This is a genomic window from Lacticaseibacillus suibinensis, from assembly GCF_003946175.1.
Lineage (GTDB): Bacteria > Bacillota > Bacilli > Lactobacillales > Lactobacillaceae > Lacticaseibacillus > Lacticaseibacillus suibinensis.
Genome location: NZ_RHOK01000008.1, coordinates 75,785 through 101,581, shown reverse-complemented (window position 1 = coordinate 101,581; position 25,797 = coordinate 75,785). Strand labels below are relative to the sequence as shown.

Sequence of the window (25,797 nt, the reverse complement as noted above, 5' to 3'; positions counted from 1 at the left end):
GGTCAGTAGAATTGAAGGGAGGGAATACCAATGCGGCCGTTAAAAATTGGCGTTTTGAATGTGATGCATGATAAACAAGCCACCAATGAACGCCTGACCCGTGTGCTCACGCACAGCGGCCAGCCAGTTGAGCTGCATTTCTATTACCCGACGATGCACTACCCGCAAGGCGCCCCGGCAGCGGTTGCGGCGATTTTATCCCCACTCTCGATTACTGAAGCGCAAACGATGGATGCCTTCATCGTCACTGGCGCGCCGCTTGAGGCGTTGCCTTTTTCAGCAATCACTTATATCGATGAAGTTAATCAACTGTTTGATGCGCTAGCAGCGGCGCATGTCGTCCAACTGCATTTATGTTGGGGCGGCATGGCCGCGCTGGCCCATTTTTATGGCATCGAGAAGCATCTGTTGCCGCACAAGCTGTTTGGCGTTTATCCCCACAAGATTGTGGCCGAAACACCGCTGCTTGCTGGGTTGCAAGATGGCTTCAAGGCGCCCCATGCGCGGTATGCCGAGATGGATCTGGCCCAGATCCGCCAGCATCCTCAGCTGACGCTCGAAGCGTTGACCGAGGCTGGCGATCTACTGCTGGTGGAAAACCATCATGCCGAGCAAGCCTTCATGTTTGCGCATCTTGAATATGGCAGAAAGGGTCTGCTGCACGAGTACGAACGGGAAATCAGCACCTATCCAGACCGTCACTACCGCCAGCCGGAAAACTATTTCGCTGATCCCGTGCACTTAGCAGATCCACAGTTTGATTGGGCGGACACCCAGAACGTCTTTTTTGACCAATGGGTGGCCCATGTTGCTGAAGTCGTGAAAAATAAGGGAGATAAATAATATGATTGCAAATAACATTACTGAATTGATTGGCCACACCCCGATGGTGAAGTTGAACCGCGTCGTCCCAGAAGACGCCGCTGATGTGCTCGTGAAGTTGGAATTCTTCAATCCCGCTGGTTCTGTTAAAGACCGGATTGGCTTGGCGATGATTGAAGCCGCGGAGCAAAGTGGCGCCTTGAAGCCAGGTGGCACCATTGTGGAGCCAACGTCTGGGAACACCGGGATCGGCCTAGCCTCAGTAGCTGCGGCTAAGGGCTATCATCTGATTGTGATGATGCCTGAAACCATGAGTGTGGAGCGGCGGGCCTTGATGCAGGGCTACGGCGCCGAACTCGTGCTCACGCCAGGGGCTGAAGGGATGCCTGGCGCGATTGCCAAGGCGGAAGCGCTGGCCAAGGAAAAAGGCTACTTCCTGCCGATGCAATTTGAAAACCCGGCCAACCCTGATATTCACGAACGTACCACTGGGGAGGAAATCATTGCTGATTTAGATGGCACCCCAGATGCTTTCGTGGCCGGCGTCGGCACTGGTGGCACCTTGACCGGTGTTGGGCGCGCGCTACGCAAGGCCAACCCGGACGTGAAGATTTATGCGCTCGAAGCCGCTGAATCTCCAATGCTAAAGGATGGCCACGGCGGCAAACATCAGATTCAAGGCATTTCCGCCGGCTTCATTCCGAAGGTACTGGATGTCGATTTGTACAATGACATCATCGAAGTCACCTCGGAGCAAGCACTGAACATGGCCCGCGAAGTTGGTCACAAGGAAGGCTTTTTGCCAGGCATTTCTGCCGGCGCCAATATCTTTGGCGCAATTGAGCTGGCCAAGCAGCTGGGCCGGGGCAAGACCGTGGTCACCGTGGCGCCTGATAATGGCGACCGGTACCTGTCCACTGCCTTGTTTAAATATTAATTACAACTAAAAACGCGCCAGCGCTGGGCAAAAACCAGCACTGGCGCTATTTTTGTGGTCGTTTACAGTAAACTGCAGGCCGCCTCGTCGGCAATGAGCACAAAGCCTGGGTGCAACGTGAGCAGCGTGGCCGGCACGTTGGCGTCGAGTTTGCCTGCCATCAGCGTTTTCACGATTTCCTGTTTGCGCGTGCCGGTGGCAATCATCAAGATATTTTTGGCGGCCATGACACTGCGCGGGCCCATGGTGACAAAATAGTCCGGCACATCAGCGAGATCGCCACTAGGAAATTCTGCCACCACCTGCTCGCGGGCCGCTTGGTTCAGCTCAACGCGAGCAGTCCAGCTATTGAAGGTGGTGGTGCCAGGCATGTTGCCACAGTAATGGCCATCGCTGCCAACCCCAATCAGCATCAGATCTAGTCCGCCATCCCGGCGAATACGGTCGTCTTGCTCAAGGTAATTATGCTGGTCAAGCCGGTGCACATTCTCTGCGGCGATGCCGGCCGGCTCAAGAAAAACGCGCCTGAGTTCAGAGATGGTGACACCTTCCTGGTCCTCACTGGCATAAGGGACTTCATCGAAGTTGTAGAAGTGCACATTACTGAAACCGGCTTGACCCTTCACCTGCGGGATCAGGGCTTTGTAGACTTCCTTCGGCGAGGTGCCGCCGGTGATGGCCATGTTCACGCGGTGGGGCTGCATCATCATGCCAATCATGTAACTAGCAGTGAGGGTGCCAAGCGCTTCTTCAGTTGCAACTTTATACAGTCTCATGGTAGGGCCTCCTTGGCAAAACGTGATTGAGATAAGTTTCTCCTATTTCAATCATATCAAAACCAAAGCGAACATGACCAAAATGAAACATTGCCAACTGATAAAGAGCACCAAAGTAATGGTTGGGACGCTTTAGCGGTTGTGAATTGCGTAAAGAAACCGCTCACTTTAATGGCAGCCGCTGGTATGATAGAGGGGAATGTTGACGGCAAACTAAGGATCTTGGGTAGGCGAGGATTCTGCTTAGTGGTGGAGGCAAAAATGAGTGAACAAATGATGCGCCGAAGGTTTTATCGATTAGCGCAGATCTGGAGCAAAAATTTTTATCTCAAGGCTGATTCTATTGTGCTAGAGGACCTTGAATCCTCACTTCAGGTACTCAGGGTTGCGCTACCGCAAAATTTGGCGGCATGGTTGGAACAGCACCATTTAACTGTCGATGTGATGCGAGATGCTCAGGCGTTAAGTTATCAGCTTAATCGGGGTCAGGACTGGCAAGTGTACGCGGTTCTTGCCCAGTTAAAGTGCCTGGAATTACGTGACTGGGCACAATTGCTGAGCGTGAATGATGAACAAAATGTTAAGTGGTTCGCTATGCTTTTTTCGGTATATCAGGCTACCTATCAGTTAAGCCCTGACGAACAAGCTGATGCAATTAATCTGCATGAAACAACAGGCTTACGGCTAACGAGCCATGTTTCTAATGCAAATCAACGGCCTAAGTACCAACGCCCTGAAACAGTGCAAACCTTGCTGCTTAACAATCAAGGTGATGCGATACTCACTGCGGGTAAGGAGCATACTCCTGTGGCCAGATTTGTGAAGACGCGACAGGAGCAAGGACGCCTATCATTGCCTCAGTTCACTGCGCTGGTCAATTTACTCTACCATCACGTGAAAAACTTTCCTGATATGATCACCACAGATGAGTCGAGTACTTGGCAGCTCGAGTTCATCATGATTGATCGAACTGTCATCACCATTAGGGGGCAAATTGGTCAGGATGTCTTTCTAGACCGTGTGACGAGATTGCTGCAAAAATATCTAGGCATAACCGATTTTTGGGGGTTCACAGGGCCAAAGCTTGATCGATTGGTCATCATGGAGATGCGCCTCAACCGGCAACCTTGCTCGTCTTTTCAAAATCAGGAGGAGTTGGTTTCAATCAACCGGGTGACCGGTCAGCTGCGAGGCCTCAATCAAAGCGGCAACGGTGTGCAGTCCTCAGAAATTGTCGTGCAATTGAACGATATTGATTTTCTTTTGGATCGGATTACTCCTGATGCGTGGACGGACCTTCAGTGGCGAATTCACCATAAAAACAGAATCGATAACGAAGGCCCGTTTCGTTTCACCTTGAAAGTGTTGACTGAGCAAAGGGGACTAATGGTGCTAACTGACTCTTTTGAGCCCGGTGCAGTACCAAGGCTATGGGTGGAGATTGTACCTTTCATAGAGGGACCGTTAAATCGCGGTCAAGCAATGATTCTTTTTGACCGCGACCGGTTGAAGATTAGGAGGCGAAGGTGATGAGTGTCCAACTGATTGCGGCAAAATGGCGGGTATTTTTTGAGCAAACCTGGCACCCTCAGCTTGCTGATTTAGCTAAATGCGAGAAGGAATTACGGCAACAAGGTACGGGCAAGCGGTTGACCAGTTTCACGCCTCCAGTACGTCTGGCCTTTTTTTCGGTTCCTGAGTTGATGGGTTTAATTGATGAGTTGACCGCAAATGATGTTGAGTGGTTTGAGCGATTCATTGTTACCAAACTCAGCTATTTGCAATACTGGCCGAAGCGAACTGTAACCACTGGTGAGCGAGAGTGGTTGATTGTTGCGTTGAATGCAGCATCCGGATTGTTTGGCCCATTGCCACTAGGAAAAGCTGGAACCATTCTTAAAGTGGCCATAACCGCTTCATCCGCGGGTGATGAAGACACCCGGGTGGTGAATTCACTTGTGCTTGATGAAGGACATGGTCAATTTGAGCAACGAAACTTCGAGGAAGATGGGAGCTATCAGATTGACGGCAAAAAGCTCTCGACAGAGTCGGCAAAAATACTTTTTTCACAGATTAGTCGTCTATTTGCGACTTGGACCCCTCGGCCAGTTCGTACTGGTCGTCTGGCGGGCCAAAACAATTGGCTTGTTGAGATCACATATGATGATGGGCATGTGCGGGCCGTGCAGGGCCAAGTTTTTGAACAAGTCGAAGCACCCTTGGTTTCACTTAGCAATCAGATTCGTAAGGTGCTGGCCAGCCCAAATCTGACATGGTTTGATTCGCCAACTGATGAACCTATAGTGGCCTTAAACTTGGCATTAAATACGCAGAAGCCAGATTATTTAGGCCGCTTCCTTGCGTATTCCGAACAGATCACCCTCGATTATCTGAACGAGCGTGCCGCTTTCACTCAGTGGGAAGCATACGGGGAGGTGGCACACGCTGAGACTGATTTCATTCCGGGCAAGGATACTATGGCTCCTTCCCCCTTAGCCTGGTGGAATTTACCAGCTGAGAAGCCAGCCTTTAGTGGCGACCAGCCTAGCCCAATTAGCCTCAACATAACAACGTATAATCGGGTGATACAGCGCTGGTTAATTCCGGACAATCCTCCAGCGGGTTGGTGGCAGTTCGCTCAATCTTTAAAGAGTTTGTTCGGAGATCATATCTTGACTTCTAACAACTTATTACCTCTCTGGTTCGGAGTCGAAATAGATGATGACAAAATCTCAGATGAAATTGATGCTGAAGGACGTATCTTAGTTGTGTCAGTGGTTTTCCGACCAGGGGGTAAAAGATACGATTATTCAGCCGACTCATTCCACCCCAAAATCGGCAGTCGAGTGCTGGTGCCAGTTGGTCAAGACGACGAAGAAAAATGGGTTACCGTGGTCGACCTTCAGCGAAAAACTCCGGCCGAAATCAGTCGGGATTTTCCTAGCTTGAAAAGTATCTTGGATGTTGAGGTCTAATGACTGAATATTTTCCAATTGTTTCAGTACTTGACCCTTAGCACCGCTGCAAGCGGTGTTAAGGGTCGTTAGTCGATTAGCCCAGATAACTGGCCAAAAACACTTGCAACGCTGGGAACACATCACTCAGATACCCTTTGGCATGCCGGCTGCCTGGCAGGGTCTGCAGAGTGAAGGGGATGCCGTGTTGCCCCAGTGCGGCCCCCATTTGAAACAGGCCACTGGTGGGCACGAACTCGTTAAGTGAATTGGCCAGATACATCGGGCCGGTGGTGCTGGTGACTTGCGGGGCGACGGATGCGGCATTGTAATCGGTGGCGGGGATATAGTTGGTGATGAACCACTTGTAAAACGGGTCATTGGCGCCGTCTTGATTGATAGTGGCGCTGGCTTGCTGATTGAAGTGGCTGGTGTCGCCTTCTGCTGCCACCACAGCTTCGTGCTGACTGAGCCAATCGCCAATGTCCAAAATCCCAGATAACGCAATGGTCGGCAAGCCATGGTTAATGCCCAGCATGGCGGCCATGTTCCCACCAGCCGAGGAGCCCACTGCCGCCAGCTTGGTCAGCGGAAAGGGTAAATCGGCCTGCTGGAGCCATTGATACAAAGTTTCCATGTCGTCCTGGGCGGCAGGGAAATGAGCCGCTGGCGCGATGCGGTAATTGGGCACGATGACAAAGTAGCCGAGTTCGGCCCACTGTTCGGCCCAGTCGGCATCTTTGCTTTTATCCCCGCGGAACCAACCGCCGCCGTGAATTTGAATGATGCCGGCGTGGGGTTTTGCTGGGGCGTATAAGTCGGCTGTGAGCTGGTGCGCTGGATCGTAAACAACGTCTTGTGTGATTTGAGTCAAAATCATCACCTCCAGCGTCACCTTAGTGGTTTTGGCCGCCAACTGCAATTAATCGGCCTTGAACCAAGCCGGCGTCCTTTTCTGACTGGTTTCTGGTACAATAAGCCCGAGATACTGGAGGTGGGCGGATGCAAAATGAAACGATCGCAGTGATGGCAGATGTGCACGGTAATGCGGGGGCATTACGCGCGGTTTTGGCTGATGCCAAGCAACATGCCGCAACGCGGTATTGGTTTTTGGGCGATTTATTTTTACCAGGGCCAAGTACCATCACGCTGATGAAGCTGCTGGCAGGCGTACAGCCTGAAGTCTGGCTGAATGGCAACTGGGAATTGGATATGTATGCCATTATGGCGGGGCACTTCAGCTTAGATCACCCTAGTGCGGTGTACGTGGCGCGACTAACTGAGTACGCGCGGCAGTTCATCTCGGCAGCACAGTGGGACCAGTTAAAAGCCCATCCGATTGCCACCACGTTGACCGTCAATGGCTTAACCATTGGCTTATCGCACAACGACCGCAAGCGGCCAGGCGGGCGCGATTTGTACCCCGCGCAGCCGCAAGCTAATTTTGATCGGTTTGTGACCTCAGACCAGGACTTAGCGGTGTATGGTCATACCCATCAACAGCTGATGCGGCCGACGACTTCCGGCCAGCTGGTGATCAATCCTGGTGCGGTGGGCCAGCCGTACAGTCCATGGCAGCCGTTTTTTGATGATCAGCGGGCGCATTATGCCTTGCTCCACATCGACACCGCCGGCCGGCTTGACGTTGAATTCCGCAAGGTTGAATACGACATTGAAGCGGAAAAACAATTGGCCGCGGAAAAAGGCGTACCGTATCTGGACCTGTATCGTTACCTGCGCGACACCGGCAACACGATTACGCATAATTTGCCGCTACTCACCAAAGTGAACCGAGAAGCAGGCTACCTGCAGGATGTTGCGGCGTATTACCACAAACCGCTGCCAAAGTAGCCTGGGGGTAAAAGGTCTTTAAGTGGTGCCCCTTGATACGGCCACAATAAAGGCGTTCATTCGCTGCGAATGAACGCCTTTTGCATGCCAACAGCGTTATTCCATTTCCTGGGCGGCCGCGCGTTGACGTTGTTGGACCGCGTAAACGGTGAGCCCTAACGCCAGACCAATCAAGGCCGGCACTAGCCACCCTAGGCCAACGGTGGCAAATGGCAGGTAGTCGCGCAATTGCGTCACCGCCAGCCCGAACGTGCTTTTGCTGATCACAGCTGGGAAGGCCGCGACCATATCCATGAGGGCGGGAACGACCGTGAAAGCCACGACAAAGCCGTATACCACCGGCGCCCGGTGGAACCAGGCAGAAGTGGTTGACAGGCCAATTAAAACCATGGCCAGCGGGTAAAGGAACATCAGCATTGGCGTGGACCATTGGATGATGGTTTCGAGGCCGAAGTTGGCCGTCAGGAATGAAGCAAAGCTCATCATCGCGAGCCAGGCTGTGTAGCTGACTTGGGGAAAATGCTTGTGAAAATCCTGGGCGAAGGCGGCCACTAAGCCTACCGCGGTGGTCAGGCAGGTGACCGTCAGCATGGTGGCCAAAAGTGCATGCCCCGCGGCACCGAAGTAGTAGGTGATGATCTGGTTAAACGCAGTGCCGCCTTCAGCGCTGGCGGTGAAATGATTAGTCGACATCGCTCCGAGTAAAATCAGCAGCACATAAACTAGACCGATTGCCGCGGTGGCGAGCACCCCAGCCTTGGCGGTCACCGCCGAAACGCTGCGATCCCGCTTTAAGCCTAAGCCGCGCACCGCCGTGACCACGGTGACGCCAAAGGCTAAGCCAGCCAAGGCATCCATGGTGTTGTAGCCTTGTAAGAAGCCGTTCAGCAGGCCGGCTTGCTGGTAATCAGCGGTGATTGGTGCGCTACTTGGCGCACCGAAGGGATGCAGGAAGCCAACGAAGAATACCACCGCCAGCAGTAGGAGGAAGGTTGGGTTCAGCACCTTGCCAATGGCACTGGTGATTTTGCGTTCTTTGTATGAAAGTAGGAACGCCGTCAGGAAAAACAAGGCAGAGAACACGAGCAAACCGGCGCTACTCCATTGTTTCGGCAACATCGGGGCAATCCCGGTGGTGAAGGCGACTGTGGCGGTGCGCGGCGTGCCAAACAGCGGCCCAATGGTGGCGTGAATCAGCACCATGAAGGTCAAGGCAAACCATTTGCCCAGCGGCCGGCCGATATCGTAAACCCCTTCGGCATGAGTGGCACTGATTGCCAGCACGGACAGTAGCGGTAGTACCACCGCCGTAACCAAAAAGCCGAGGGTCGCTGGCAACCAGTTGGCCCCGGCGATTTGGCCTAAGTGCAGGGGGAAAATCAAGTTGCCGGCCCCGAAAAATAAGCCGAATAACATGGACGCCACCACGACATAATCGCGGGGTTTTAATTGGGGTTCGTCTAGTTGCATAAGTTTTCCTCCTAAATGGTTTGCAATTGCGGTATCAAAAAACGCACCCTTAGTTCCGAAATGTCGGAATTAAGGGTGCGCTGCACGTTACCACCTTAAATCGTTGACCCGTCGCCGAGCCAACCTCTATCTGTACGGCCCAAAAGGCGATACATGACCACAATAATGGGTGGTTCCCATGGCACGTTACTGGATTCGGTGCCCCGCTCGAAAGGGATATTCGCCGCTACCTTTGTGCTTCCTCTCACCTCGCGAAGCTCGCTGACCAAAGAAAGGCGGCTACTGATCTTTCTCATTGCAATTTGATTTGTTAGCGGTGAGTATACGCTGAGAAAACGGGGCGGTCAAGTCTGGTGATGAATTTTTCTGATGACGCCTCTGATTCAGTCGTTGGGCTGATTCCACCGCTCATGAGTTCCGGTATAATTAAACTAATCAAGACGAATCTGCTAAAGGAGATTACCATGAAAATTCGCTATTTCGGTTTCGCGCTCGTAATATTGCTGGTGAGCGGACTCGGCGCGTGTGGCGTCCATGAAGCCACTCCCACCAAAACGACCCCTAGCACCGCCACCACCGAAATGCGCACCAAGCAACCGGCCGACTATCTCGCCGGGGTGAGAAGCCGCGGCTTGTCCATTAAGGGGCAAGCTGACGTCGATGTGACCAATCAACCCCAGGCTGTTCAGGCAGAAAGTGGCGTATCGTTTAGCACCGCTAGCAATGTGTCGTTTACCCTGCTGCAGTTCAAGTCGCAGGCGTTGGCCAACCAAGCTCGTAGTTACTATGCCCGCCAAGGCAATCGGGTCTACAGCAATCGCGGGTTGCTTCTGACCGCCAGTCGGGGCATGGCCAAAGGTTGGTTTGAAAAATACCAACGGGCGATTTTCCGGCAGTAAAGCCGCTGCCGCTTGACAGCGCCAAACCCGCTCGCTAAAGTCAAGACAGAAGCTTTGACATCACCATTTAGGAGGCAATCATGGCGACACAAGACGAACTCAAGCAACAAGCAGCAACGCAGGCCGCAGCAATGGTGCAGCCAGGCACAGTCCTCGGTGTAGGGACCGGCTCCACCGTGGCGTTTTTCATCGATGCGCTGGGTGAACGCAACCGGCAGCAGTCGCTGAACCTGAAAGCCATTGTCACCACATCGAACCGTAGTCGCCAGCAGCTTGAAGCCAATGGTTTTACGGTGAGTGAGCTGGCGGCCGTCGACCACGTGGATCTGTGCATCGATGGCGCCGATCGGGTTGACCATGACCTCAACGGCATCAAAGGCGGTGGCGGGGCGCTGACGCTTGAGAAAAATGTGGCCATCAACGCCACGCACAATGTCTGGATTGTCGATCAAAGTAAAGTGGTGGATCGCCTCGGTGGCTTTCCGCTGCCTGTAGAAGTCCTGCCTGTATCCTGCGAGCAGAACTTCCGCCGCTTTGACCAGCTGGCACTGCAGCCGCAGTATCGCTTGAACGAGGATGGTTCGCGTTACGTCACGCATTACGGCAACTACATCATTGACTTGGCCGTCGATCCGCTGCCAATTCCGGCTGGGCTCGCTGCCTTACTCGATCAGACGGTTGGGGTCGTGGAACACGGGCTGTTTTTGAACATGACTGATGAAGTGCTGATTGCCACGCCAGAAAAAATTGAACACTGGACGCGCCAGTAAGCGCCGAATCAAAATCACCCTGAGTTTTAGACTCAGGGTGATTTTTGCGTTTAGGCTTGGTGTTCACTGCTTAGGCCATAGATGGCCTGTACCGCGGTTTGGGCTTGCGCGTTCGGCACCGCCAGCATCAAACTGATTCGCGATGCGCCTTGGTTGATCACGGCGGGGGTGACACCAGCGTCAGCCAACGCCACCATGATCCGTGGCACTAGGTCGATACTGGCGTAAAGGCCTTCACCGACAACCATCACAATCGCAAGGTCATCCAACCACTCCAAGGTGTCAGGCTGAATTTGGGCCTGGACTTCTTCGGTGATGGCTTGCTGCTTGGCGGCGGTTAGTTCGTGTTTGTCGATGATGACAGTGAGGTCGTCGATCCCACTAGGCATGTGTTCATAGGGCACGCCGTAGTTGGACAAGATCTGGAGCAGCTTCAAGGTGAAGCCGACTTGGGCGTTGATCAAGTAGCGGTGCAAGTATAGCGCGGTGAAATCCTTCTTGGCGGCAACCCCGGTGATGTGATGATGATGCTTCACGTTTTTCGTGGGTGAAATTAGCGTGCCCGGGGCAGTGGGGTCGTTAGTGTTTTTGATATTGACGCAAATGTTGGCTTCAATCACGGGAATCAAGGCTTCGTCATTGAACACGGAAAAGCCGGCATACGCCAGTTCCCGCATTTCTCGGTAAGTCACGGTGTTGATGGCCCGGGGCCCCTTGACCAAGTGTGGATCTGCGGCGTAAACCCAGGAGACATCGGTGAAGTTCTCGTATAAGTCGGCGTGCAAACCGCGGGCGAGAATTGAGCCCGTGATGTCCGAACCACCCCGCGGGAAAGTCACGATGCGCTGCTCTGCATCGAACGCATAAAACCCTGGTACCACGATGTAAGCATCGGGGAAAGTGAATTGGGCCAGATTGCGATAGGTTTGCGGATCGATTTGCACATGGCCTGGCTGGCCCGCGAGCACAATTCCCAGCGCTTGGGGACTGACAAAGCGGGCAGGCAAGCCCTGGGCCGTTAGCACCGCGGCCACGAGCTGGGCATTCATGTGTTCGCCTTGGGCCATGAACGCATCACGCAGGTAGGCCGCGCTGCTGTATGTTTGCTGAGTCAGGCTAATCAGGTGCGCCCGCAATTTAGCCACCACGTCTTCAGTTAAGGCAAAGTGGGTTTGAATTTCACTGTACCGGGCCAAAATCACGTCAATCAGCGGCAAGGGGTCCTGCCTGCTGAGCACGGCATCGGCCAGTTCTTTCAGCAAATCAGTCACCTTGGTGTCGCCACCGTGGCGTTTGCCTGGGGCGGAGACCACGATCACGCGGCGCTGCGCATCGGCTTGAATAATGCGACTGACTTTTTCCAGCTGGGCGCCGGTGGCCAAAGAGGAGCCCCCAAACTTAATGACTTTCATAATTTTCTCGCTCTTTTCTCATCAATTGGCTTAAAATTAGCGAAGCCTTCGGATTTTGTCAAGGGTTGACGGTACTTGGTTATAATTGTATTCTAAGCTTAATCAAATAACTGATAGAGGTTGCGGTCGCCAAGAGTACCTTATCCAAGCCCTGACACGGGCAGTGCGGATAAGCGAAAGGGAACACCGCCGAAATCCGCTGGCGGGTGTTGCCACTGGCGGGTTGGGCTACTGGAGAAGATCCGGTGGACTGTCGCAGTCATGCGGGGCGCTATCGTTAATCAATGGTCATTTAACGTCCATCTGGTGAGCGAAACTGCGCTCCAGATGGACGTTTTTAATCTAGGAGGAAACTTTATGCCAGCCCCATTTAATGCCGAACAAATCATTGATTACATCGCCAATGCCCCAAAAACCACGCCGCTGCATGTCACGCTGGCTGGTGACATAGCTAAGTTGACGCCAGTACCAACAGGCGTGCAGGCCTTTTTTGAGACCAAAACCGGTCAGTTGTATGGGGATGCTGAGGTCATCAAGCCTTGGTTGGCCGCTAACCAGGCGCCATTGACCACGGTGCGGGTCGAAGCACTTGGCCGTAACACTGGGGTCCCGATGCTCGACATCAGTACCGTGAACGCGCGGATTGAACCAGGCGCCATTATTCGCGAACATGTCACGATTGATGATCATGCGGTGATCATGATGGGCGCCATCATCAATATCGGGTCCAAAATCGGGGCCGGGACCATGATCGACATGGGTGCTGTGTTGGGCGGCCGCGCCACGGTCGGCCAGCATTGCCACATCGGGGCCGGCGCGGTGCTGGCCGGGGTGGTGGAACCCGCGAGCGCGACGCCAGTCATCATCGAAGACGATGTGCTGGTTGGCGCCAACGCCGTGGTGATTGAAGGCGTGCATGTCGGCCAAGGCGCTGTGGTAGCCGCCGGCGCGATTGTGATTGACGATGTACCGGCCGGCGCCGTTGTGGCCGGAGTCCCGGCCAAAATCATCAAAATGAAGGATGATAAAACCGCCAGCGAAACGGGTTTGATTGACGCTTTACGGCAACTGTAGGCTGCTCACCAGGCTGCGGAGCTGGGCGCTCCCAGCCCGACAGGTAACCTAGCTGATGGCATTGCCGCCGTTTTTTGGCGGCGAGGGCACAAGCGTAGCTAGCTGCTCGGGCGATGCCCAGCGCAGCGCAACTCAACAGGCTGCGGAGCTGGGCGTCCTTAGCCCGACAGATAACCATAGCTTATGGCATTGCCGCCGTTTCGTGCTTCACTGCTCATCATCATTTTTCCTAAGAAAGGCCGCTTATGTCAGCATTCACCGAATCCGAACTGATCCAAATCCGCCGCCACCTCCATCAAATACCGGAGCTGGCGCTACATGAAACCCAAACCCAGGCCTACCTGGAGCAAGTCATCAATGATTTGAATTGCTCGTGGCTGACCTTCAAGCATGTGCCTGCAGTGCCAACTGCGCTGTTGGTCCGCCTGCAAGGCACCGCGCCAAACCGGACGATGGGTTACCGCACCGATATTGACGCGCTGCCGGTCACAGAAGAGACCGGTTTGCCGTTTGCCTCTCAGCATGCCGGCGTGATGCACGCCTGCGGCCATGATATTCATATGACTGTGGCGCTGGGCGTACTGGCTCATTTCGCTAGTGTTCAGCCGCGCGACAATCTGCTGTTTTTCTTCCAGCCGGCGGAAGAAGCGGAGTATGGCGGCAAACGGGTCTTCGATGCCGGCGCGTTTACCGGCGACTGGCGGCCTGATGAATTTTACGGGTTGCATGATGATCCCCAGCTGCCGGCCGGGCAAATTGCCACGCGCATGGGCACCTTGTTTGCCGGCACCACGGAAATCCACGTCACGTTCACTGGCAAAAGCGGCCACGCTGCTTTTCCCCAAAAGGCCAATGATGCGATTGTGGCAGCAGCGGCGTTCGTGATGCAGGTACAAACCATCGTTGCGCGCAATGTGGACCCGGTCCGTGGTGGGGTGGTCACGCTGGGCACTTTCCATGCCGGGACCATCGGCAATGTCATCGCCGGCAGTGCCCATTTGGATGGCACCATCCGCGCCTTTCGCCAAAGCGATATTGAAATGATGCAGCAGCGCGTCCGCCGCATTGCTGAAGGCGTCGGGGCGACTTACGATGTGCAGGTCACTTTGAAGCTGATTCAAGGCGGGTACATGCCTGTAGAAAATGCACCGGCGCAAACCCAGGCTTTGATCGATTACATGACCCAAGCCCCAGAGGTGGATTTTGCCACCGTTCCGCCGGCGATGACCGGCGAGGACTTCGGCTTTTTGCTCCAGCAGTTCCCGGGCACCATGGTGTGGTTGGGCGTGGGCGATCCGGCGCACAGCCTGCACTCAGCCCAGCTTAATCCGGATGAAGCGGCACTGATGCCAGGCGTGACCGCCTGGGTGGGCTTTTTGACAGCACGAATGGAGGCAACTCATGTTTGAAAATGATGCGATTATCACTGCCATCATCACCCCGTTTACCGATGATGACCAAATCGACTATCCGGCGCTGGATGCGCTGATTGAGCGGCTGCTGAGTGAAGGCAGTACCGGTTTTGTGGTCGGGGCGACTACCGGGGAGAGTCCCAATCTGAGTCACGAAGAAAAAATTGCTTTGTTTACCCATTTCAGCGCGCAATTGCGCGGCCGGGGCCGGTTGATTGCCAATGTCGGCTCTAACAGCACCCGCCAATCCGTGGCGCTGGCGCAGGAAGTATCCCAGCTGGCTGGCGTTGATGCCGTGCTTGCCGTGGTGCCGTATTACAACAAGCCGAGCCAAGCGGGCATGGTGGCGCATTTCACCGCGATTGCTGAAGCCAGCGCCAAGCCGGTGATGATTTACAATATTCCCGGCCGTAGCGTCGTGCAGCTGAGCAACGTCACCTTGGCCGAGTTGGCCCAGCATCCCAACATTCAAGCCGTCAAGCAATGCACCACGATTGAGGACTTGGCCTGGCTGGTTCAACACACGCCGACGGATTTTGCCGTGTATACCGGAGACGATGATCAGTTCCTCGATGCGCTGCGCGTCGGGGCGAATGGCGTGATTTCGGTGGCCGCGCATTTGTACGGACCGCAAATGGCCGCAGTCGCGGCGCAGCAGCGTGGCCAGCGCGCTGAAGCTGAGGCGCAAATGGCTTGGCTGGTGCCCCGGATGCATGCGCTGTTTGCCTTTCCATCACCAGCGCCAGTGAAAATGATGCTGGCTCGGCGGGGGGAAATCAAAAACAATTTACGGCTGCCGCTGCTGAAGCTGAATGACAGCGAAACCGCGCAGGTGCTGGCAGTGTTAGAGGGGGATGCAAAATGACCGAAGTATTCATTGGCGGTGTGCTAGGTAAAATGGGCCGTCAGGTGACAGCCATGATGGCGGAAACACCAGACCTGACCGTGGTGGGGGGACTGGCGCCAGCAGCTGCAGCGCCCACCGCCTTTCCGGTGTTTGTCCAGCTGGATCAAATTGATGTCACCGCTGATGTCTGGGTGGACTTCACGATTCCAACGGCGGCCAGGGAGAATGCTGAATATGCGTTGACGCATGGCATGGATGTCGTGATTGGCACCAGCGGTTTGACCCAGGCCGATGAGGCCGCCCTAGGCCAGTTGGCCCAGGCCAAAGGCAAACATGCGCTGATTGTGCCGAATTTTGCCATTTCGGCAGTGCTGATGATGCAGTTCGCCGCCAAAGCAGCCAAGTATTTCCCTGACGCCGAGGTAGTTGAGGCCCATCATTCAGACAAACTCGATGCCCCTTCCGGCACTGCCCGGGCCACGGCCAAACTGATCAGCCAGGCCCGGCAGCACAAACCACTAGCCCCGCATCAGGACGCGCCGGCGCGCGGCGAGTGGCTCGATGACGTGCCAGTCCACGCCTTGCGGTTGCCAGGCTATGTCGCTCAGGAAGAAGTGCTGTTTGGTGCGACCGGCGAAAGCCTGAGTATCAAGCAGGTCTCTTTTGACCGTTCCAGTTTCATGGCTGGGGTCGCGCTGGCAGTGCGCCAGGTGGCTAAATTGCCCGCGGCGTTGACCATTGGCCTCGATTCACTGCTTTAAGAAAGGAAGCCCCTCATGCCAGCATTAAAAAACGGGCTCGCGGTGGGTAATCGGCGCGTGGCCGCCATTCCCCCTTCTGCGATTCGCGCCGTAGACAACCAAATCTCAAAAATTCCCGGCATCATCAAATTGACGCTCGGTGAGCCGGACTTTCCGGTGCCTGACCATATCAAGGCGGCGACCAAAGCTGCGATTGATGGCGATTACTCGCATTACGCCCCGTCGTTTGGCTATCTGCCGCTACGAGAAAAAATCGCCGGCTATCTGGCCCAGCGCTTCGATGCCCATTATGATCCGGCGACCGAGGTGGTGGTCACAGTCGGGGCGACTGAGGCGATTCACGCGGCGATTGCCGGCTTATTCAATCCCGGTGATACCATCATTATTCCCACGCCGACGTTTCCCCTGTATGAAGCCGTGGCTCATTTGGCCGCGTTGAATGTCGTGTTGGTGAACACGGCCCCAGACTTTCTCTTCACGGCAGCCAAACTCCAAGCCACGCTCGCGGCTCATCCTGAAGCCAAGGGGTTGGTGCTGAATTATCCCAGCAATCCTACTGGCGTGACCTACTCGCCGGCTGAAATACAAGCCCTGGCCCAGGTGGTCAAGGCCAGCAACTTGGTGGTTTTGGCTGATGAAATCTATGCGGAGCTCACCTATGACACCAAGCACCTGAGTATGGGGGCGTTGGCGCCTGAGCAAACGTTGCTGATTTCCGGCTTTTCCAAGTCGCACGCGATGACCGGCTACCGCGTGGGCTACTTTGCCGGCCCGGCCGCGTTGGTGGCGTTAGTGGGCAAAATGCATCAGTTTATGGTCACTTGCGGCGCGAGTCCGATGATGATGGCGGCGCAAGAAGCGCTGGCGACCAACTTCGATGATGCCAGCGAGATGAAAGCCATTTATCAACAGCGGCGCGATTTGATGTTGAAGGCGCTTACGGCGGCGGGCTTCACGGCGCCGCGGCCAGCCGGGGCGTTTTACATTTTTGCCAAACTACCGGCTAACCAAGTGGACGATGTCGCGTTTGTTTACGACTTGGCAGCCAAAGCTAAGGTGGGCGTGGTGCCAGGGTCGGTGTTTGGGCCAGGCGGCGAAGGGTACGTGCGGTTGTCTTATGCCACTGCCACCGCCGATTTGATTGAAGCCGGCGAGCGCATTCAGCGTTATGTCGCCACAAAGGAGTAGTCAGTATGCAAACAAAAGGTTATGTTGTCGCCATTCTTGGCGCCACCGGGGCAGTCGGCACCCGGATGATTGAACAGCTGGCCGAATCAACCATTCCAGTGCGTGAGCTGCGGTTATTAGCCTCACCGCGTTCCGCCGGCAAAGCGCTGACCTTCAAAGGCCAGCACATTGCGGTCACCGTGGCCACGCCGGATTCGTTTAACGGCGTTGATCTCGTGCTGGCCTCGGCCGGCGGCGCGGTTTCAGCCAAGCTGTTGCCAGAGGCGGTGAAGCGCGGTGCCGTGTGTGTGGATAATACGTCGCATTTTCGCATGGATGACAACGTGCCGCTAGTGGTGCCGGAAGTGAATCCTGACGCCTTGAACGACCATCATGGCATTATCGCGGATCCGAACTGCTCCACCATTCAAATGATGATGGCGCTCGAACCAGTGCGGCGGGCATTTGGGCTACGCCGGATCATCGTGTCGACGTATCAAGCGGCCTCTGGAGCTGGTCAGTCCGCGATTGAAGAACTAAAAACCGAGGCGCAAGCGTACCTTGCCGATGAACCCATGACCGCCAACGTCCTGCCGGTCAAAGGCGCTGCCAAGCACTATCCACTCGCGTTTAACCTGTTGCCGCAAATCGACGTGTTCGAGGACGACGGCTACACGCATGAAGAGTGGAAAATGATTCACGAAACCAAGAAAATCATGCTTGGCGACAAAAACGCCCCTGACATCAAAGTCACCGCCACTTGTGTCCGGGTACCAGTGCCGATTGCTCACGGTGAATCCGTTTGGTTTGAAGTAGCGGAAGGGCAAACGCCGACTGCCGCTGCACTGCGGGCAGAAATGGCGAAATTCCCCGGCCTGGTCGTTCAAGACGACCCCGCCCAGCAACTCTACCCGCAACCACAAACCGCTGCCGGCAGTCGTGACACTTTCGTTGGCCGCATCCGGCCTGATCAAGAAACCCCTGGCGCCTACAACTTGTGGGTCGTCGCCGATAACCTGCTGAAAGGGGCCGCTTGGAACGCCGTGCAAATCGCGGAAGCACTCGTCGCCAGAGACCTCGTGCGTGTCCCAGCTGGTAGTGCAGAATTATTTGAATAAACAATGAAGCCGCAGTCATGCGGCTGTTTTTGACTCACGCAAAAGTGATCCTTGACCCATAGTTGAGCAACAGCAAGTCACCCCTCAAGCGACTGTTGAGTGATGGGCATTGATTAGCGTAGAAACACCACCGTAGGGCCGGTCAACCGGAGCAGGCAGGGGCTCAGTGGTGAAATTGTGCTTAGTCAGCGGATTTAGCTGACTTAGAACAAGCCACGACTTTGAGCCTCGCAGCGCGAGGCTCAAAGCGCTGGCCACCACGTTCCAGCCCCTGCCTGCGGAGGCTGACCGGCCCGGCCCTCGCCAAAATCACCAAGCCAGCTTGTCTGAACCTGATTGGCCGCGCCTTGATTCTCATCAATTATTCAGATACGCTTATCTAACTAAGCATTTTAAGGAGAACCATATGAAAGTACTCATACCGTATCTGAAACGTTACTGGGTCAACGCAACGGTGGCGACAGTGGCGGTGCTGGTGCTCGTCTTCGCGACGCTGTGGCAGCCGCGGCTGCTGCAAACCGTGATGGAAGCCATCATGGCTAACGATAAAAGCACCGTGTGGCAAGATGGCTTGTGGCTGATTGCCTTGGCCGTGATTGGCATCATTGCCGGGATCATCAACACCGTCTATTCGGCCAAGTTGGCACTAGGCGTGGCCACGGATTTGCGGGCCGATATCTACCAGCACGTGCAAAAATTTGCCTATGCCGACATCGAAACTTTTTCCGCCTCGAATTTGGTCGTGCGGATGACCAACGATATCCAGCAGGTACAAGGGGTCGTGATGGCCACCTTCCAGCAGGTGACGCGGATTCCGTTTCTGTTTTTAGGTGGTCTGATTTTGGCCTTAATCACCATGCCGCAGCAGTGGTGGGTGATTTTGATCATGCTGGTGATTATTGTGGCGGTGGCGATTGTCGCCTTCAAGCAGTTGAGCCGGTTATTTGGCCGCACCCAGCAATTGATTGAAAATGTGAACACTGTGGCGCGGGAAAACCTGATGGGCATTCGCGTGGTCAAATCCTTTGTCCAAGAAGACAACCAGATTGCCACCTTCGCTAAGCCCTCTGACGAGCTGCGTGACGTTACCACGCGCATCGGGGAGGTCTTTGCCGTGCTGATGCCGGCGTTCTTCCTGACGGCCAATATCGCCATTGCGGTGGCGGTTTATTTGGTCGGGCAAGAAGCCACCCTGCATCCGACCTACATTGCCGCGATCAGCAGTTTCACCTCCTACCTCAGCCAAATCCTGTTCGCAGTGATTAACGGCAGTTTCATGATGACTTTTGCCACCCGTGCGTTTATCTCACTGAAGCGGATCAACGAAGTGCTGGATCATGCGCCAAGCATGACCTTCGCGGAAGGGCCGGAGCGTGAAGTAGCAGGCGACATTACCTTCGATCATGTCACCTTCACCTATCCCGGCGACGACAAGCCGACGCTGCAGGATGTGTCCTTTACCATTGCTGCCGGGGAGATGCTGGGCATTGTCGGCGCCACCGGCTCTGGGAAAACGACCCTCGCCCAACTGATTCCGCGGCTCTTTGACCCTGATTCTGGTCGGGTGCTCATCGGCGGGGTCGATGTGCGCGACTTGCCGGAAAAAACGATTCGCGACGCGGTGGCCTTTGTGCTGCAACGGTCGACATTGTTCTCAGGCACCATCGCTGACAACCTTAAGCAGGTGCAGCCTGAAGCCACCAGCGCCACCATGCGCCGGGCGGCCGAAATCGCGCAAGCCGCCGAGTTCATTGAACGGCTGCCAGAAGCGTATAACGCACCAGTGGAAGAGCGGTCAGCGAACTTCTCAGGGGGGCAAAAGCAGCGCCTGGCGATTACCCGCGGCGTCATTGCGAATCCAGAAATTTTGATCTTGGATGATGCCACCTCAGCGCTTGATGCTGAATCGGAAAAGCTGGTGCAAGAAGCGCTGGACCGCGATTTGAAACATACAACCACCGTGGTGATTGCGGAAAAAATCTCCTCGATCATCCGCGCTGATCAGATTTTGGTCATGGATGAAGGCCGCGTCGTTGGCGCCGGTACCCACCACGAGCTGGTGGCGAACAACACGATTTATCAAGAAATCTATCAAACCCAAAAGGCCAAGGAAGGGAGGTTGCCAGCATGAAAGATTTGAAAATCGCCGGGCGTTACTACTGGCATTACCTGAAACCTTATGGCTGGGGCTTCCTGTTCACCGCCATTTTGATTGGCATCAGTACCGCCTGTGTGGTGATCGCACCGACCTACCTGGGCCGTGCGATCAGCGAATTGACAGAGTACCTGAAATTGTGGTCGAATCCGGCCACCCGCGGCGGCGCTAATTTGGCTGATTTCCACGGTACCTTGATCGCCTATGTGTTATTTTATTTTGGCGATGCCAGCTCGCTTTTGATTGCCAGCTGGTTGTTGGCCAAGATTACCGCATACTCCACCGGCACCATGCGGATTGGCTTGTTTCGGAAAATGCAGCGCATGCGCGTGCAGTATTTTGACCAGCACAGCGACGGTGATATTCTCGCCCGTTACACCTCGGATTTGGATAACATCTTCAATGCGCTGAACCAGGCGTTAATTGACGTCTTCTTGGCCATTGCTCAGCTGATTGGGATTTTGATCATGATGTTCAATCAAAATGTCACCTTGGCTTGGATTACCATGGCCACGACGCCAGTAGCATTGGGTTTGGCGGCGTTCGTCATGCATAAGGCCGCGGCCGCCGTGGATCAGCAGCAAACCGACGTCGGGGCGCTGAACGGTTACATCAACGAACAAGTCACCGGCCAAAAGGTAATCATCACCAATGGCCTGCAAAAAGACTCGGTGGCGGGCTTTCAAGTCCACAACCAAACCGTGCGTAAAACCGCGGAACGCGGCCAAATCTGGTCCGGGATTCTCAGTCCCTTACTTTCCGGCCTGTCCTTGCTCAACACCGCCATCGTCATTTTTGCCGGCTCCTGGCTGGCCCTCAATGGTCAGATGAGCACAGGCGCGGCCCTGGCTTTGGTCGTCGTGTTCGTCAATTACGCCCAGCAGTACTACCAGCCGATTATCACGCTGACGAGTTTGTATGGCATGATCCAGCTGGCCATTACTGGCGCTCGGCGGATCGATGAAGTGCGCAGCCAGCCCGATGAAGTGCGACCGGTTAACGGCAAAGCCATCAACGGTATTAAGTCGGAATTGAAAATCGACAACGTGCGCTTCAGTTACCTGCCAGGTAAGGAAATTCTGCATGGCGTGACCATTGATGTCCAGAAAGGCGAAATGGTGGCGCTGGTTGGGCCGACGGGTTCCGGGAAGACCACGGTGATGAATCTGCTGAATCGCTTCTATGACGTCGATTCCGGACAAATCACCATTGATGGGGTGGATCTACGTGATTTGGATCTCACCCAGCTGCGGCAAACCGTGGGTATTGTGCTGCAAGATCCGCAGCTGTTTACCGGCACGATTGCCGATAACATTCGCTTCGGCGAGCCGACCGCGGCGATGGACCGGGTGATTGATGCGGCCAAGCAGGCCAACATCCACGACTTCATCATCAGCTTGCCTGATGGCTATGACACGAAGGTTTCCGATGAGCAGAACATTTTCTCGGCGGGCCAGAAGCAGCTGATGTCGATTGCGCGCACGATTTTAACCGATCCGCGGCTGTTGATCTTGGATGAAGCCACGTCGAACGTGGACACAGTGACCGAAGCCAAGATTCAAAAGGCCATGGATAACGTGATTCAAGGGCGCACTAGCTTTGTCATTGCGCACCGACTCAAGACGATTTTGAATGCCGACCGGATTGTGGTGCTGCAACATGGTCGTATCATCGAACAAGGCAGCCATCAGGAACTACTGGATGAGCATGGGTTCTATGCGAAACTGTACCGCAATCAAATGGTGTTCGATTGATTTTCTGAAAACCAACGTCAAAAAGCCATCGGCAAGTTGCCGGTGGCCTTTTGCATGACATGGTGTTATTTAATGCGAATTAGGCAAAGTAATTCTTGGCGAAAGTTTCGTAAATGTCGATGGCCGCTTCGTAGCGCTTGATCGACACGAATTCATTCAGCTGGTGCGCCTTTTCCGGGCCGTCGCTGGTTGGGCCATACCACACAATATCGAACTTGGTCGGGCTCTTAACGAATTCAGAGGCATCGGTGGCGCCATTGGTGAATTCGCGCGTCAACTTCACGCCGCGGACGGCTTCGATGGCGGCGTCCAAATCATTGACCGCCTTGCTATCAGGGTTGTCGTTAACTGGGATAAAGCTGTGAATCAGCTTGAACTCCAAGGTGCCAGGGCGGCCGTCATTCGACAACTTTTCAGCTAAGCCTTGCAGGCGCTTGGTGACCTCGTCGTTTAAGAACACTGGCGTTGGGCGGGCGTTCCCACGTAATTCAGCGTAATCAGGAATGGTGTTGATCTGTTTGCCGCCGTTGATGATGGTGATGGTGTGGACAAACGGGCCGAGGGCCGGGTATTCCGGTGCGTCGTCAAACAAGTGGCGTTCTTCGGTGATGAAGTCGGCCAGCTTTTGGATGGCGTTAATGCCTTTACTTGGCTGGGAGCTGTGAACTGACTTGCCATGGCTGATAATCCGATAGTTGTAGGAGCCGCCATGCCCAGTCTTGATAGTCTTGTCGCCGCCTTCCCCTACCAGCAACGCACTGAGATCATCGGCATAGCCCTCTTCAGTCAGTTGCTTGGCGCCATACGCGCCATATTCTTCGCCGACAGTCGCCAGCAAACGCACGTGATGCGGGAAGCCAGCCTTTTTCAGCCGAATCAACGCCAGTACCAAGCCCGCTAAGCCGGATTTCATATCCGCAGTGCCGCGGCCGTATAACTTGTCGCCGTCTTCATACGGCTCGAAGGGATCATGGTCCCACTTGGCGGGATCGCCAGGGTTGACCACGTCTTCATGACCGGTGAAGCCCAAAATTGGACCTGGGGCATCGGGGTTCAGATCTGCCACCAAAGAATCACGGCCTGGGGCATAGTTCACCAGTTTGCTATCAATGCCATTTTCCGCCAATTTGGCTTGAATCACCTTGGCGACGCTGGTTTCGTTGCCGTTGGCAGTGGATGAATCAATGCGAATCAAGGCTTTCAAAAAATCTAAATCTTCACTCATTTCTTTCACGCTCCTTTTGGCTAACAGCTAAACACCAAAAAAATTAAAATGCAAGGGTTGACATTAAATTTTTGCGAGGCTATACTCATGCTAATTTCATAAATGCATCACGTGATCGAGTGAGTAGATTTCCCAAGACTGTACAGAAAACCTGGCAAAGCTGAGAGCAGGGTAGCAAGGGCAATCGAACATGGCTCGAAGATGATCGTTCAGCTGAGCAAATGCAAAGTTGGACTGGCCGGCTCCCATTACTGAGCACCCGGATGTTTGTCCGGATGAGGTCGCTAGTTTTAGCGACGAATTAGAATGGTACCGTGGGCCCGCTCACTTCTAACTTGGTTAGAAGTGGGCGTTTTTTTGTGGCATGTGCAGCGCACACATGCCGCCGATCACGGGGTGCAAGCATGAATCGCGATGCCAAAAAGCGCATCGCGCAATCACACGAGGAGGAACTCACATGAAAAAAGTGTTGAAGACATTAGCATTGGTTGGCGTATTTAGTTTAGGACTGGTCCTGGCGGCTTGCGGTAGCAACAAGTCTGCCGATACCACGAAGACCACCACCGTCAAAATTGGGGTCGTTGGTTCAGATAACCGGGTGTGGAAGCACATCCAGCCAAAGCTGAAAAAAGAAGGCATTAACCTCAAAATCGTTGAATTTTCTGACTATTCCCAGCCCAACAGTGCTTTGGCCGATGGCGACGTTGATCTGAACGCCTTCCAGCACCAGTTCTTCCTGGATGACTGGAACAAGAAGCACAACCAAAACCTGACCACCATTGGGAAGACTATCATTGCGCCAATGGCCATTTTCTCCAAGAAAATCACCAAACTGTCGCAGCTGAAGAAAGGCGACTCCGTTTCTATTCCTAACGACGCCACCAACGAAGCGCGCGCTTTGGAACTGCTGAAGACCAACGGCTTTATCACCTTCAAGAAAGGCACCGGCAACCTGCCAACGCCAAATGATATCAAGACCAACAAGTTGGACTTAGACATCAAGGTGCTGGATGCGGCGCAGCTGCCATCTTCCTTGCAGGACGTGACTGCTTCTGTCATCAACTCTGGGGTCGCTTTGAATGCCAAGCTCGACTTTAACAAGGCACTGGATATTGAAAAAGTCACCAAGGCTTCCATTCCGTGGATCAACATCATCGTGGCCAAGAAGAAGGACGTCAACAACAAGACCTACAAGAAGATTGTGAAGGCCTTCCAGACCAACGATACCAAGAAGTATATCAAGAAGATTTACGGCAAGACTGAACTGCCAGCTTGGGACTACAAGTTCTAAGCCTCTATAATAGAAGAAAGCCAGCTTTGGTTCGCTGTTGAACGCGCGATAATTGCGGTTTGACGCCATTCCTAGCTGGCAACGCATATCCCTTAGTCTGACTCGATGACCGGTCTGCATCATCCGGTTAGGACTGAGGGATATTTGTTTGTTCAGCTTGAGCTTTTCCCGCCAGCCTTTCACCGCTATAATATGCCTGACTGGAATAGAGCGGGAGGTTTTGCTGATGGACACGCAGAAACTGCGGACTTTTGTGACGGTGGCGGCAACATTGAACTATACCGAGGCGGCAGCTAGGTTGTATACCACCCAAGCCACGGTCTCTAAACAAATTCTGGCGCTGGAGAAGCAGTGGCAGGTGACCCTATTTTCCCGCGCCCATCGCCAAGTCCAGCTGACAGCGGCGGGGCAAGCCTTGCTGCCTAAAGCACAGGCGGTGGTGGCCGCCGCTAACGCCTTACAAGCCGCAGCAGCCGTGGTGCAAACCGGGGCCGGTAGTCGGCTACGCATCAAAACGATTCCTTCGATTGCCAATTATCGAGCTTTTAACCAGATTGCGGCGTTTCACCGCGCCCATCCGGAAATTCAGTTGCAGCTGACGGAAGGCGAAACCGAGGCCGTGGCTGAGGCATTAACCGCTGGCGAAGCGGACATCATTTTTACGCGCCTGTTTGATCAACCTGATGCGGCCACGGAAAGCGTGATTGGTGAAAGCGATGCGCTTCAGGTCCTAGTGCCTAAAACCTCGCCGCTGGCCCGCCGCCCGGCTTTGACTGTGCAAGATTTGGCTAGTGAGGATTTACTGCTGCTAGGTGAAAGTACCGCTCTGATGCAGCCGGTGAGGCGGCTGTTTGCGGCGCAAGGACTGACGCCGCATTTGACTTACCAAGGCCAGCGCATTGATTTGATTCTGGGGATGGTCAGCCGCGGGTTAGGCATTTCCATCATGATGCAAAAAACGGTGGCATTGACTGATTATCCAGCCTTAACCTTGGTGCCACTGACGCCAACCGTGACGTCACAGCTGGCCTTTGTGCGCCGCCACGGCAAGCATCACCCAGCCAGTGATGCGTTTTGGGCCTTTATTCAGCGGGGCTAATTT

22 protein-coding genes and 1 riboswitch are annotated in these 25,797 nt (G+C 54.4%); of the genes, 17 read left to right on the top strand and 5 right to left on the bottom strand.

Annotation, left to right across the window (positions count from 1 at the left end):
• Window positions 1–30 precede the first annotated feature (30 nt).
• Both EKM90_RS05710 and cysK read left to right on the top strand, forming a co-directional pair.
• Entirely contained in the window at window positions 31–843 is an 813-nt protein-coding gene (locus EKM90_RS05710) for a homoserine O-acetyltransferase/O-succinyltransferase family protein (RefSeq protein WP_225422733.1), read from the top strand.
• Window position 844: 1 nt separating this feature from the next.
• Complete coding sequence (gene cysK / locus EKM90_RS05705) at window positions 845–1,759, top strand: cysteine synthase A (RefSeq protein WP_125580580.1); 915 nt, start codon at window positions 845–847, stop codon at window positions 1,757–1,759.
• 62 nt (window positions 1,760–1,821) lie between these two features.
• On the opposite strand, the gene EKM90_RS05700 is transcribed toward cysK, so the two are convergent.
• The gene (locus EKM90_RS05700; RefSeq protein WP_125580578.1) at window positions 1,822–2,535 is read right to left on the bottom strand and encodes a glucosamine-6-phosphate deaminase; all 714 of its coding nucleotides are present in this window, start codon (window positions 2,533–2,535) and stop codon (window positions 1,822–1,824) included.
• 90 nt (window positions 2,536–2,625) lie between these two features.
• Here EKM90_RS05700 and EKM90_RS05695 point away from each other — a divergent pair, with 90 nt between their 5' ends.
• The gene (locus tag EKM90_RS05695) at window positions 2,626–4,065 is read left to right on the top strand and encodes a hypothetical protein (RefSeq protein WP_164507873.1); all 1,440 of its coding nucleotides are present in this window, start codon (window positions 2,626–2,628) and stop codon (window positions 4,063–4,065) included.
• A complete protein-coding gene (locus EKM90_RS05690) occupies window positions 4,065–5,510 on the top strand; it encodes a hypothetical protein (protein WP_125580574.1) in 1,446 nt (481 codons plus the stop codon). The genes EKM90_RS05695 and EKM90_RS05690 overlap by 1 nt, the downstream gene beginning before the upstream one ends.
• 76 nt (window positions 5,511–5,586) lie before the next feature.
• On the opposite strand, the gene EKM90_RS05685 is transcribed toward EKM90_RS05690, so the two are convergent.
• Window positions 5,587–6,369 (bottom strand): alpha/beta hydrolase, encoded by a 783-nt coding sequence (locus tag EKM90_RS05685; protein ID WP_125580572.1) that lies wholly within the window; start codon window positions 6,367–6,369, stop codon window positions 5,587–5,589.
• A gap of 122 nt (window positions 6,370–6,491) precedes the next feature.
• Here EKM90_RS05685 and EKM90_RS05680 point away from each other — a divergent pair, with 122 nt between their 5' ends.
• A complete protein-coding gene (locus tag EKM90_RS05680; RefSeq protein ID WP_125580570.1) occupies window positions 6,492–7,340 on the top strand; it encodes a metallophosphoesterase family protein in 849 nt (282 codons plus the stop codon).
• Window positions 7,341–7,436: 96 nt separating this feature from the next.
• Here the strand turns inward: EKM90_RS05680 and brnQ are convergent, their stop codons facing one another.
• Window positions 7,437–8,810 (bottom strand): branched-chain amino acid transport system II carrier protein, encoded by a 1,374-nt coding sequence (brnQ, locus tag EKM90_RS05675; protein WP_125580568.1) that lies wholly within the window; start codon window positions 8,808–8,810, stop codon window positions 7,437–7,439.
• A 464-nt stretch (window positions 8,811–9,274) separates the two neighbouring features.
• On the opposite strand from brnQ, the gene EKM90_RS05670 reads away from it, so the two are divergent.
• Together EKM90_RS05670 and rpiA are read left to right on the top strand one after the other, a co-directional pair.
• Window positions 9,275–9,709: a hypothetical protein gene (locus EKM90_RS05670; RefSeq protein WP_125580566.1), complete on the top strand. Its 435-nt coding sequence runs from the start codon at window positions 9,275–9,277 to the stop codon at window positions 9,707–9,709.
• A gap of 80 nt (window positions 9,710–9,789) precedes the next feature.
• Window positions 9,790–10,479, top strand: a complete 690-nt coding sequence (gene rpiA, locus EKM90_RS05665; RefSeq protein ID WP_125580564.1) for a ribose-5-phosphate isomerase RpiA — start codon at window positions 9,790–9,792, stop codon at window positions 10,477–10,479.
• A gap of 50 nt (window positions 10,480–10,529) precedes the next feature.
• Here rpiA and EKM90_RS05660 read toward each other — a convergent pair whose 3' ends face one another.
• Window positions 10,530–11,891, bottom strand: a complete 1,362-nt coding sequence (locus EKM90_RS05660; protein WP_125580562.1) for an aspartate kinase — start codon at window positions 11,889–11,891, stop codon at window positions 10,530–10,532.
• Window positions 11,892–11,997: 106 nt separating this feature from the next.
• A riboswitch (Lysine riboswitch) is annotated at window positions 11,998–12,173 on the top strand.
• Between the two features lie 75 nt (window positions 12,174–12,248).
• Between EKM90_RS05660 and dapD the strand changes: the two genes are divergently transcribed.
• The 8 genes from dapD (at window position 12,249) to EKM90_RS05620 (ending at window position 22,179) form a co-directional block, all read left to right on the top strand.
• Window positions 12,249–12,965: a 2,3,4,5-tetrahydropyridine-2,6-dicarboxylate N-acetyltransferase gene (gene dapD, locus EKM90_RS05655; protein ID WP_125580560.1), complete on the top strand. Its 717-nt coding sequence runs from the start codon at window positions 12,249–12,251 to the stop codon at window positions 12,963–12,965.
• Window positions 12,966–13,210: 245 nt separating this feature from the next.
• Complete coding sequence (locus EKM90_RS05650; protein ID WP_125580558.1) at window positions 13,211–14,374, top strand: N-acetyldiaminopimelate deacetylase; 1,164 nt, start codon at window positions 13,211–13,213, stop codon at window positions 14,372–14,374.
• Complete coding sequence (gene dapA / locus EKM90_RS05645; protein WP_125580556.1) at window positions 14,367–15,242, top strand: 4-hydroxy-tetrahydrodipicolinate synthase; 876 nt, start codon at window positions 14,367–14,369, stop codon at window positions 15,240–15,242. The genes EKM90_RS05650 and dapA overlap by 8 nt, the downstream gene beginning before the upstream one ends.
• Entirely contained in the window at window positions 15,239–15,985 is a 747-nt protein-coding gene (gene dapB, locus EKM90_RS05640) for a 4-hydroxy-tetrahydrodipicolinate reductase (protein WP_125580554.1), read from the top strand. The genes dapA and dapB overlap by 4 nt, the downstream gene beginning before the upstream one ends.
• Before the next feature lie 15 nt (window positions 15,986–16,000).
• Window positions 16,001–17,173, top strand: a complete 1,173-nt coding sequence (locus tag EKM90_RS05635) for an aminotransferase class I/II-fold pyridoxal phosphate-dependent enzyme (RefSeq protein ID WP_125580552.1) — start codon at window positions 16,001–16,003, stop codon at window positions 17,171–17,173.
• Between the two features lie 5 nt (window positions 17,174–17,178).
• The gene (locus tag EKM90_RS05630; protein WP_125580550.1) at window positions 17,179–18,270 is read left to right on the top strand and encodes an aspartate-semialdehyde dehydrogenase; all 1,092 of its coding nucleotides are present in this window, start codon (window positions 17,179–17,181) and stop codon (window positions 18,268–18,270) included.
• 406 nt (window positions 18,271–18,676) lie between these two features.
• Window positions 18,677–20,401, top strand: coding sequence for an ABC transporter ATP-binding protein (locus tag EKM90_RS05625; RefSeq protein WP_125580548.1), 1,725 nt, complete (start codon window positions 18,677–18,679; stop codon window positions 20,399–20,401).
• On the top strand, window positions 20,398–22,179 hold the full coding sequence (locus EKM90_RS05620) for an ABC transporter ATP-binding protein (RefSeq protein ID WP_125580546.1): 1,782 nt from the start codon (window positions 20,398–20,400) through the stop codon (window positions 22,177–22,179). The genes EKM90_RS05625 and EKM90_RS05620 overlap by 4 nt, the downstream gene beginning before the upstream one ends.
• A gap of 79 nt (window positions 22,180–22,258) precedes the next feature.
• On the opposite strand, the gene EKM90_RS05615 is transcribed toward EKM90_RS05620, so the two are convergent.
• A complete protein-coding gene (locus EKM90_RS05615; RefSeq protein WP_125580544.1) occupies window positions 22,259–23,404 on the bottom strand; it encodes an ArgE/DapE family deacylase in 1,146 nt (381 codons plus the stop codon).
• Window positions 23,405–23,861: 457 nt separating this feature from the next.
• Here EKM90_RS05615 and EKM90_RS05610 point away from each other — a divergent pair, with 457 nt between their 5' ends.
• Window positions 23,862–24,695 (top strand): MetQ/NlpA family ABC transporter substrate-binding protein, encoded by an 834-nt coding sequence (locus EKM90_RS05610; protein ID WP_125580542.1) that lies wholly within the window; start codon window positions 23,862–23,864, stop codon window positions 24,693–24,695.
• Between the two features lie 226 nt (window positions 24,696–24,921).
• Window positions 24,922–25,794 carry a LysR family transcriptional regulator gene (locus EKM90_RS05605; protein ID WP_125580540.1) on the top strand — a complete coding sequence of 291 codons (873 nt, stop codon included), beginning with the start codon at window positions 24,922–24,924 and terminating at the stop codon, window positions 25,792–25,794.
• Window positions 25,795–25,797: the final 3 nt, after the last annotated feature.

What these genes read in the sequence shown, in the direction of transcription:
- EKM90_RS05710 (WP_225422733.1), top strand. Translation starts at nt 31, where the DNA reads ATGCGGCCGTTAAAAATTGGCGTTTTGAATGTGATGCATGATAAACAA.
- cysK (WP_125580580.1), top strand. Translation starts at nt 845, where the DNA reads ATGATTGCAAATAACATTACTGAATTGATTGGCCACACCCCGATGGTG.
- EKM90_RS05700 (WP_125580578.1), bottom strand. Translation starts at nt 2,535, where the DNA reads ATGAGACTGTATAAAGTTGCAACTGAAGAAGCGCTTGGCACCCTCACT.
- EKM90_RS05690 (WP_125580574.1), top strand. Translation starts at nt 4,065, where the DNA reads ATGAGTGTCCAACTGATTGCGGCAAAATGGCGGGTATTTTTTGAGCAA.
- EKM90_RS05685 (WP_125580572.1), bottom strand. Translation starts at nt 6,369, where the DNA reads ATGATTTTGACTCAAATCACACAAGACGTTGTTTACGATCCAGCGCAC.
- EKM90_RS05680 (WP_125580570.1), top strand. Translation starts at nt 6,492, where the DNA reads ATGCAAAATGAAACGATCGCAGTGATGGCAGATGTGCACGGTAATGCG.
- brnQ (WP_125580568.1), bottom strand. Translation starts at nt 8,810, where the DNA reads ATGCAACTAGACGAACCCCAATTAAAACCCCGCGATTATGTCGTGGTG.
- EKM90_RS05670 (WP_125580566.1), top strand. Translation starts at nt 9,275, where the DNA reads ATGAAAATTCGCTATTTCGGTTTCGCGCTCGTAATATTGCTGGTGAGC.
- rpiA (WP_125580564.1), top strand. Translation starts at nt 9,790, where the DNA reads ATGGCGACACAAGACGAACTCAAGCAACAAGCAGCAACGCAGGCCGCA.
- EKM90_RS05660 (WP_125580562.1), bottom strand. Translation starts at nt 11,891, where the DNA reads ATGAAAGTCATTAAGTTTGGGGGCTCCTCTTTGGCCACCGGCGCCCAG.
- dapD (WP_125580560.1), top strand. Translation starts at nt 12,249, where the DNA reads ATGCCAGCCCCATTTAATGCCGAACAAATCATTGATTACATCGCCAAT.
- EKM90_RS05650 (WP_125580558.1), top strand. Translation starts at nt 13,211, where the DNA reads ATGTCAGCATTCACCGAATCCGAACTGATCCAAATCCGCCGCCACCTC.
- dapA (WP_125580556.1), top strand. Translation starts at nt 14,367, where the DNA reads ATGTTTGAAAATGATGCGATTATCACTGCCATCATCACCCCGTTTACC.
- dapB (WP_125580554.1), top strand. Translation starts at nt 15,239, where the DNA reads ATGACCGAAGTATTCATTGGCGGTGTGCTAGGTAAAATGGGCCGTCAG.
- EKM90_RS05635 (WP_125580552.1), top strand. Translation starts at nt 16,001, where the DNA reads ATGCCAGCATTAAAAAACGGGCTCGCGGTGGGTAATCGGCGCGTGGCC.
- EKM90_RS05630 (WP_125580550.1), top strand. Translation starts at nt 17,179, where the DNA reads ATGCAAACAAAAGGTTATGTTGTCGCCATTCTTGGCGCCACCGGGGCA.
- EKM90_RS05625 (WP_125580548.1), top strand. Translation starts at nt 18,677, where the DNA reads ATGAAAGTACTCATACCGTATCTGAAACGTTACTGGGTCAACGCAACG.
- EKM90_RS05620 (WP_125580546.1), top strand. Translation starts at nt 20,398, where the DNA reads ATGAAAGATTTGAAAATCGCCGGGCGTTACTACTGGCATTACCTGAAA.
- EKM90_RS05615 (WP_125580544.1), bottom strand. Translation starts at nt 23,404, where the DNA reads ATGAGTGAAGATTTAGATTTTTTGAAAGCCTTGATTCGCATTGATTCA.
- EKM90_RS05610 (WP_125580542.1), top strand. Translation starts at nt 23,862, where the DNA reads ATGAAAAAAGTGTTGAAGACATTAGCATTGGTTGGCGTATTTAGTTTA.
- EKM90_RS05605 (WP_125580540.1), top strand. Translation starts at nt 24,922, where the DNA reads ATGGACACGCAGAAACTGCGGACTTTTGTGACGGTGGCGGCAACATTG.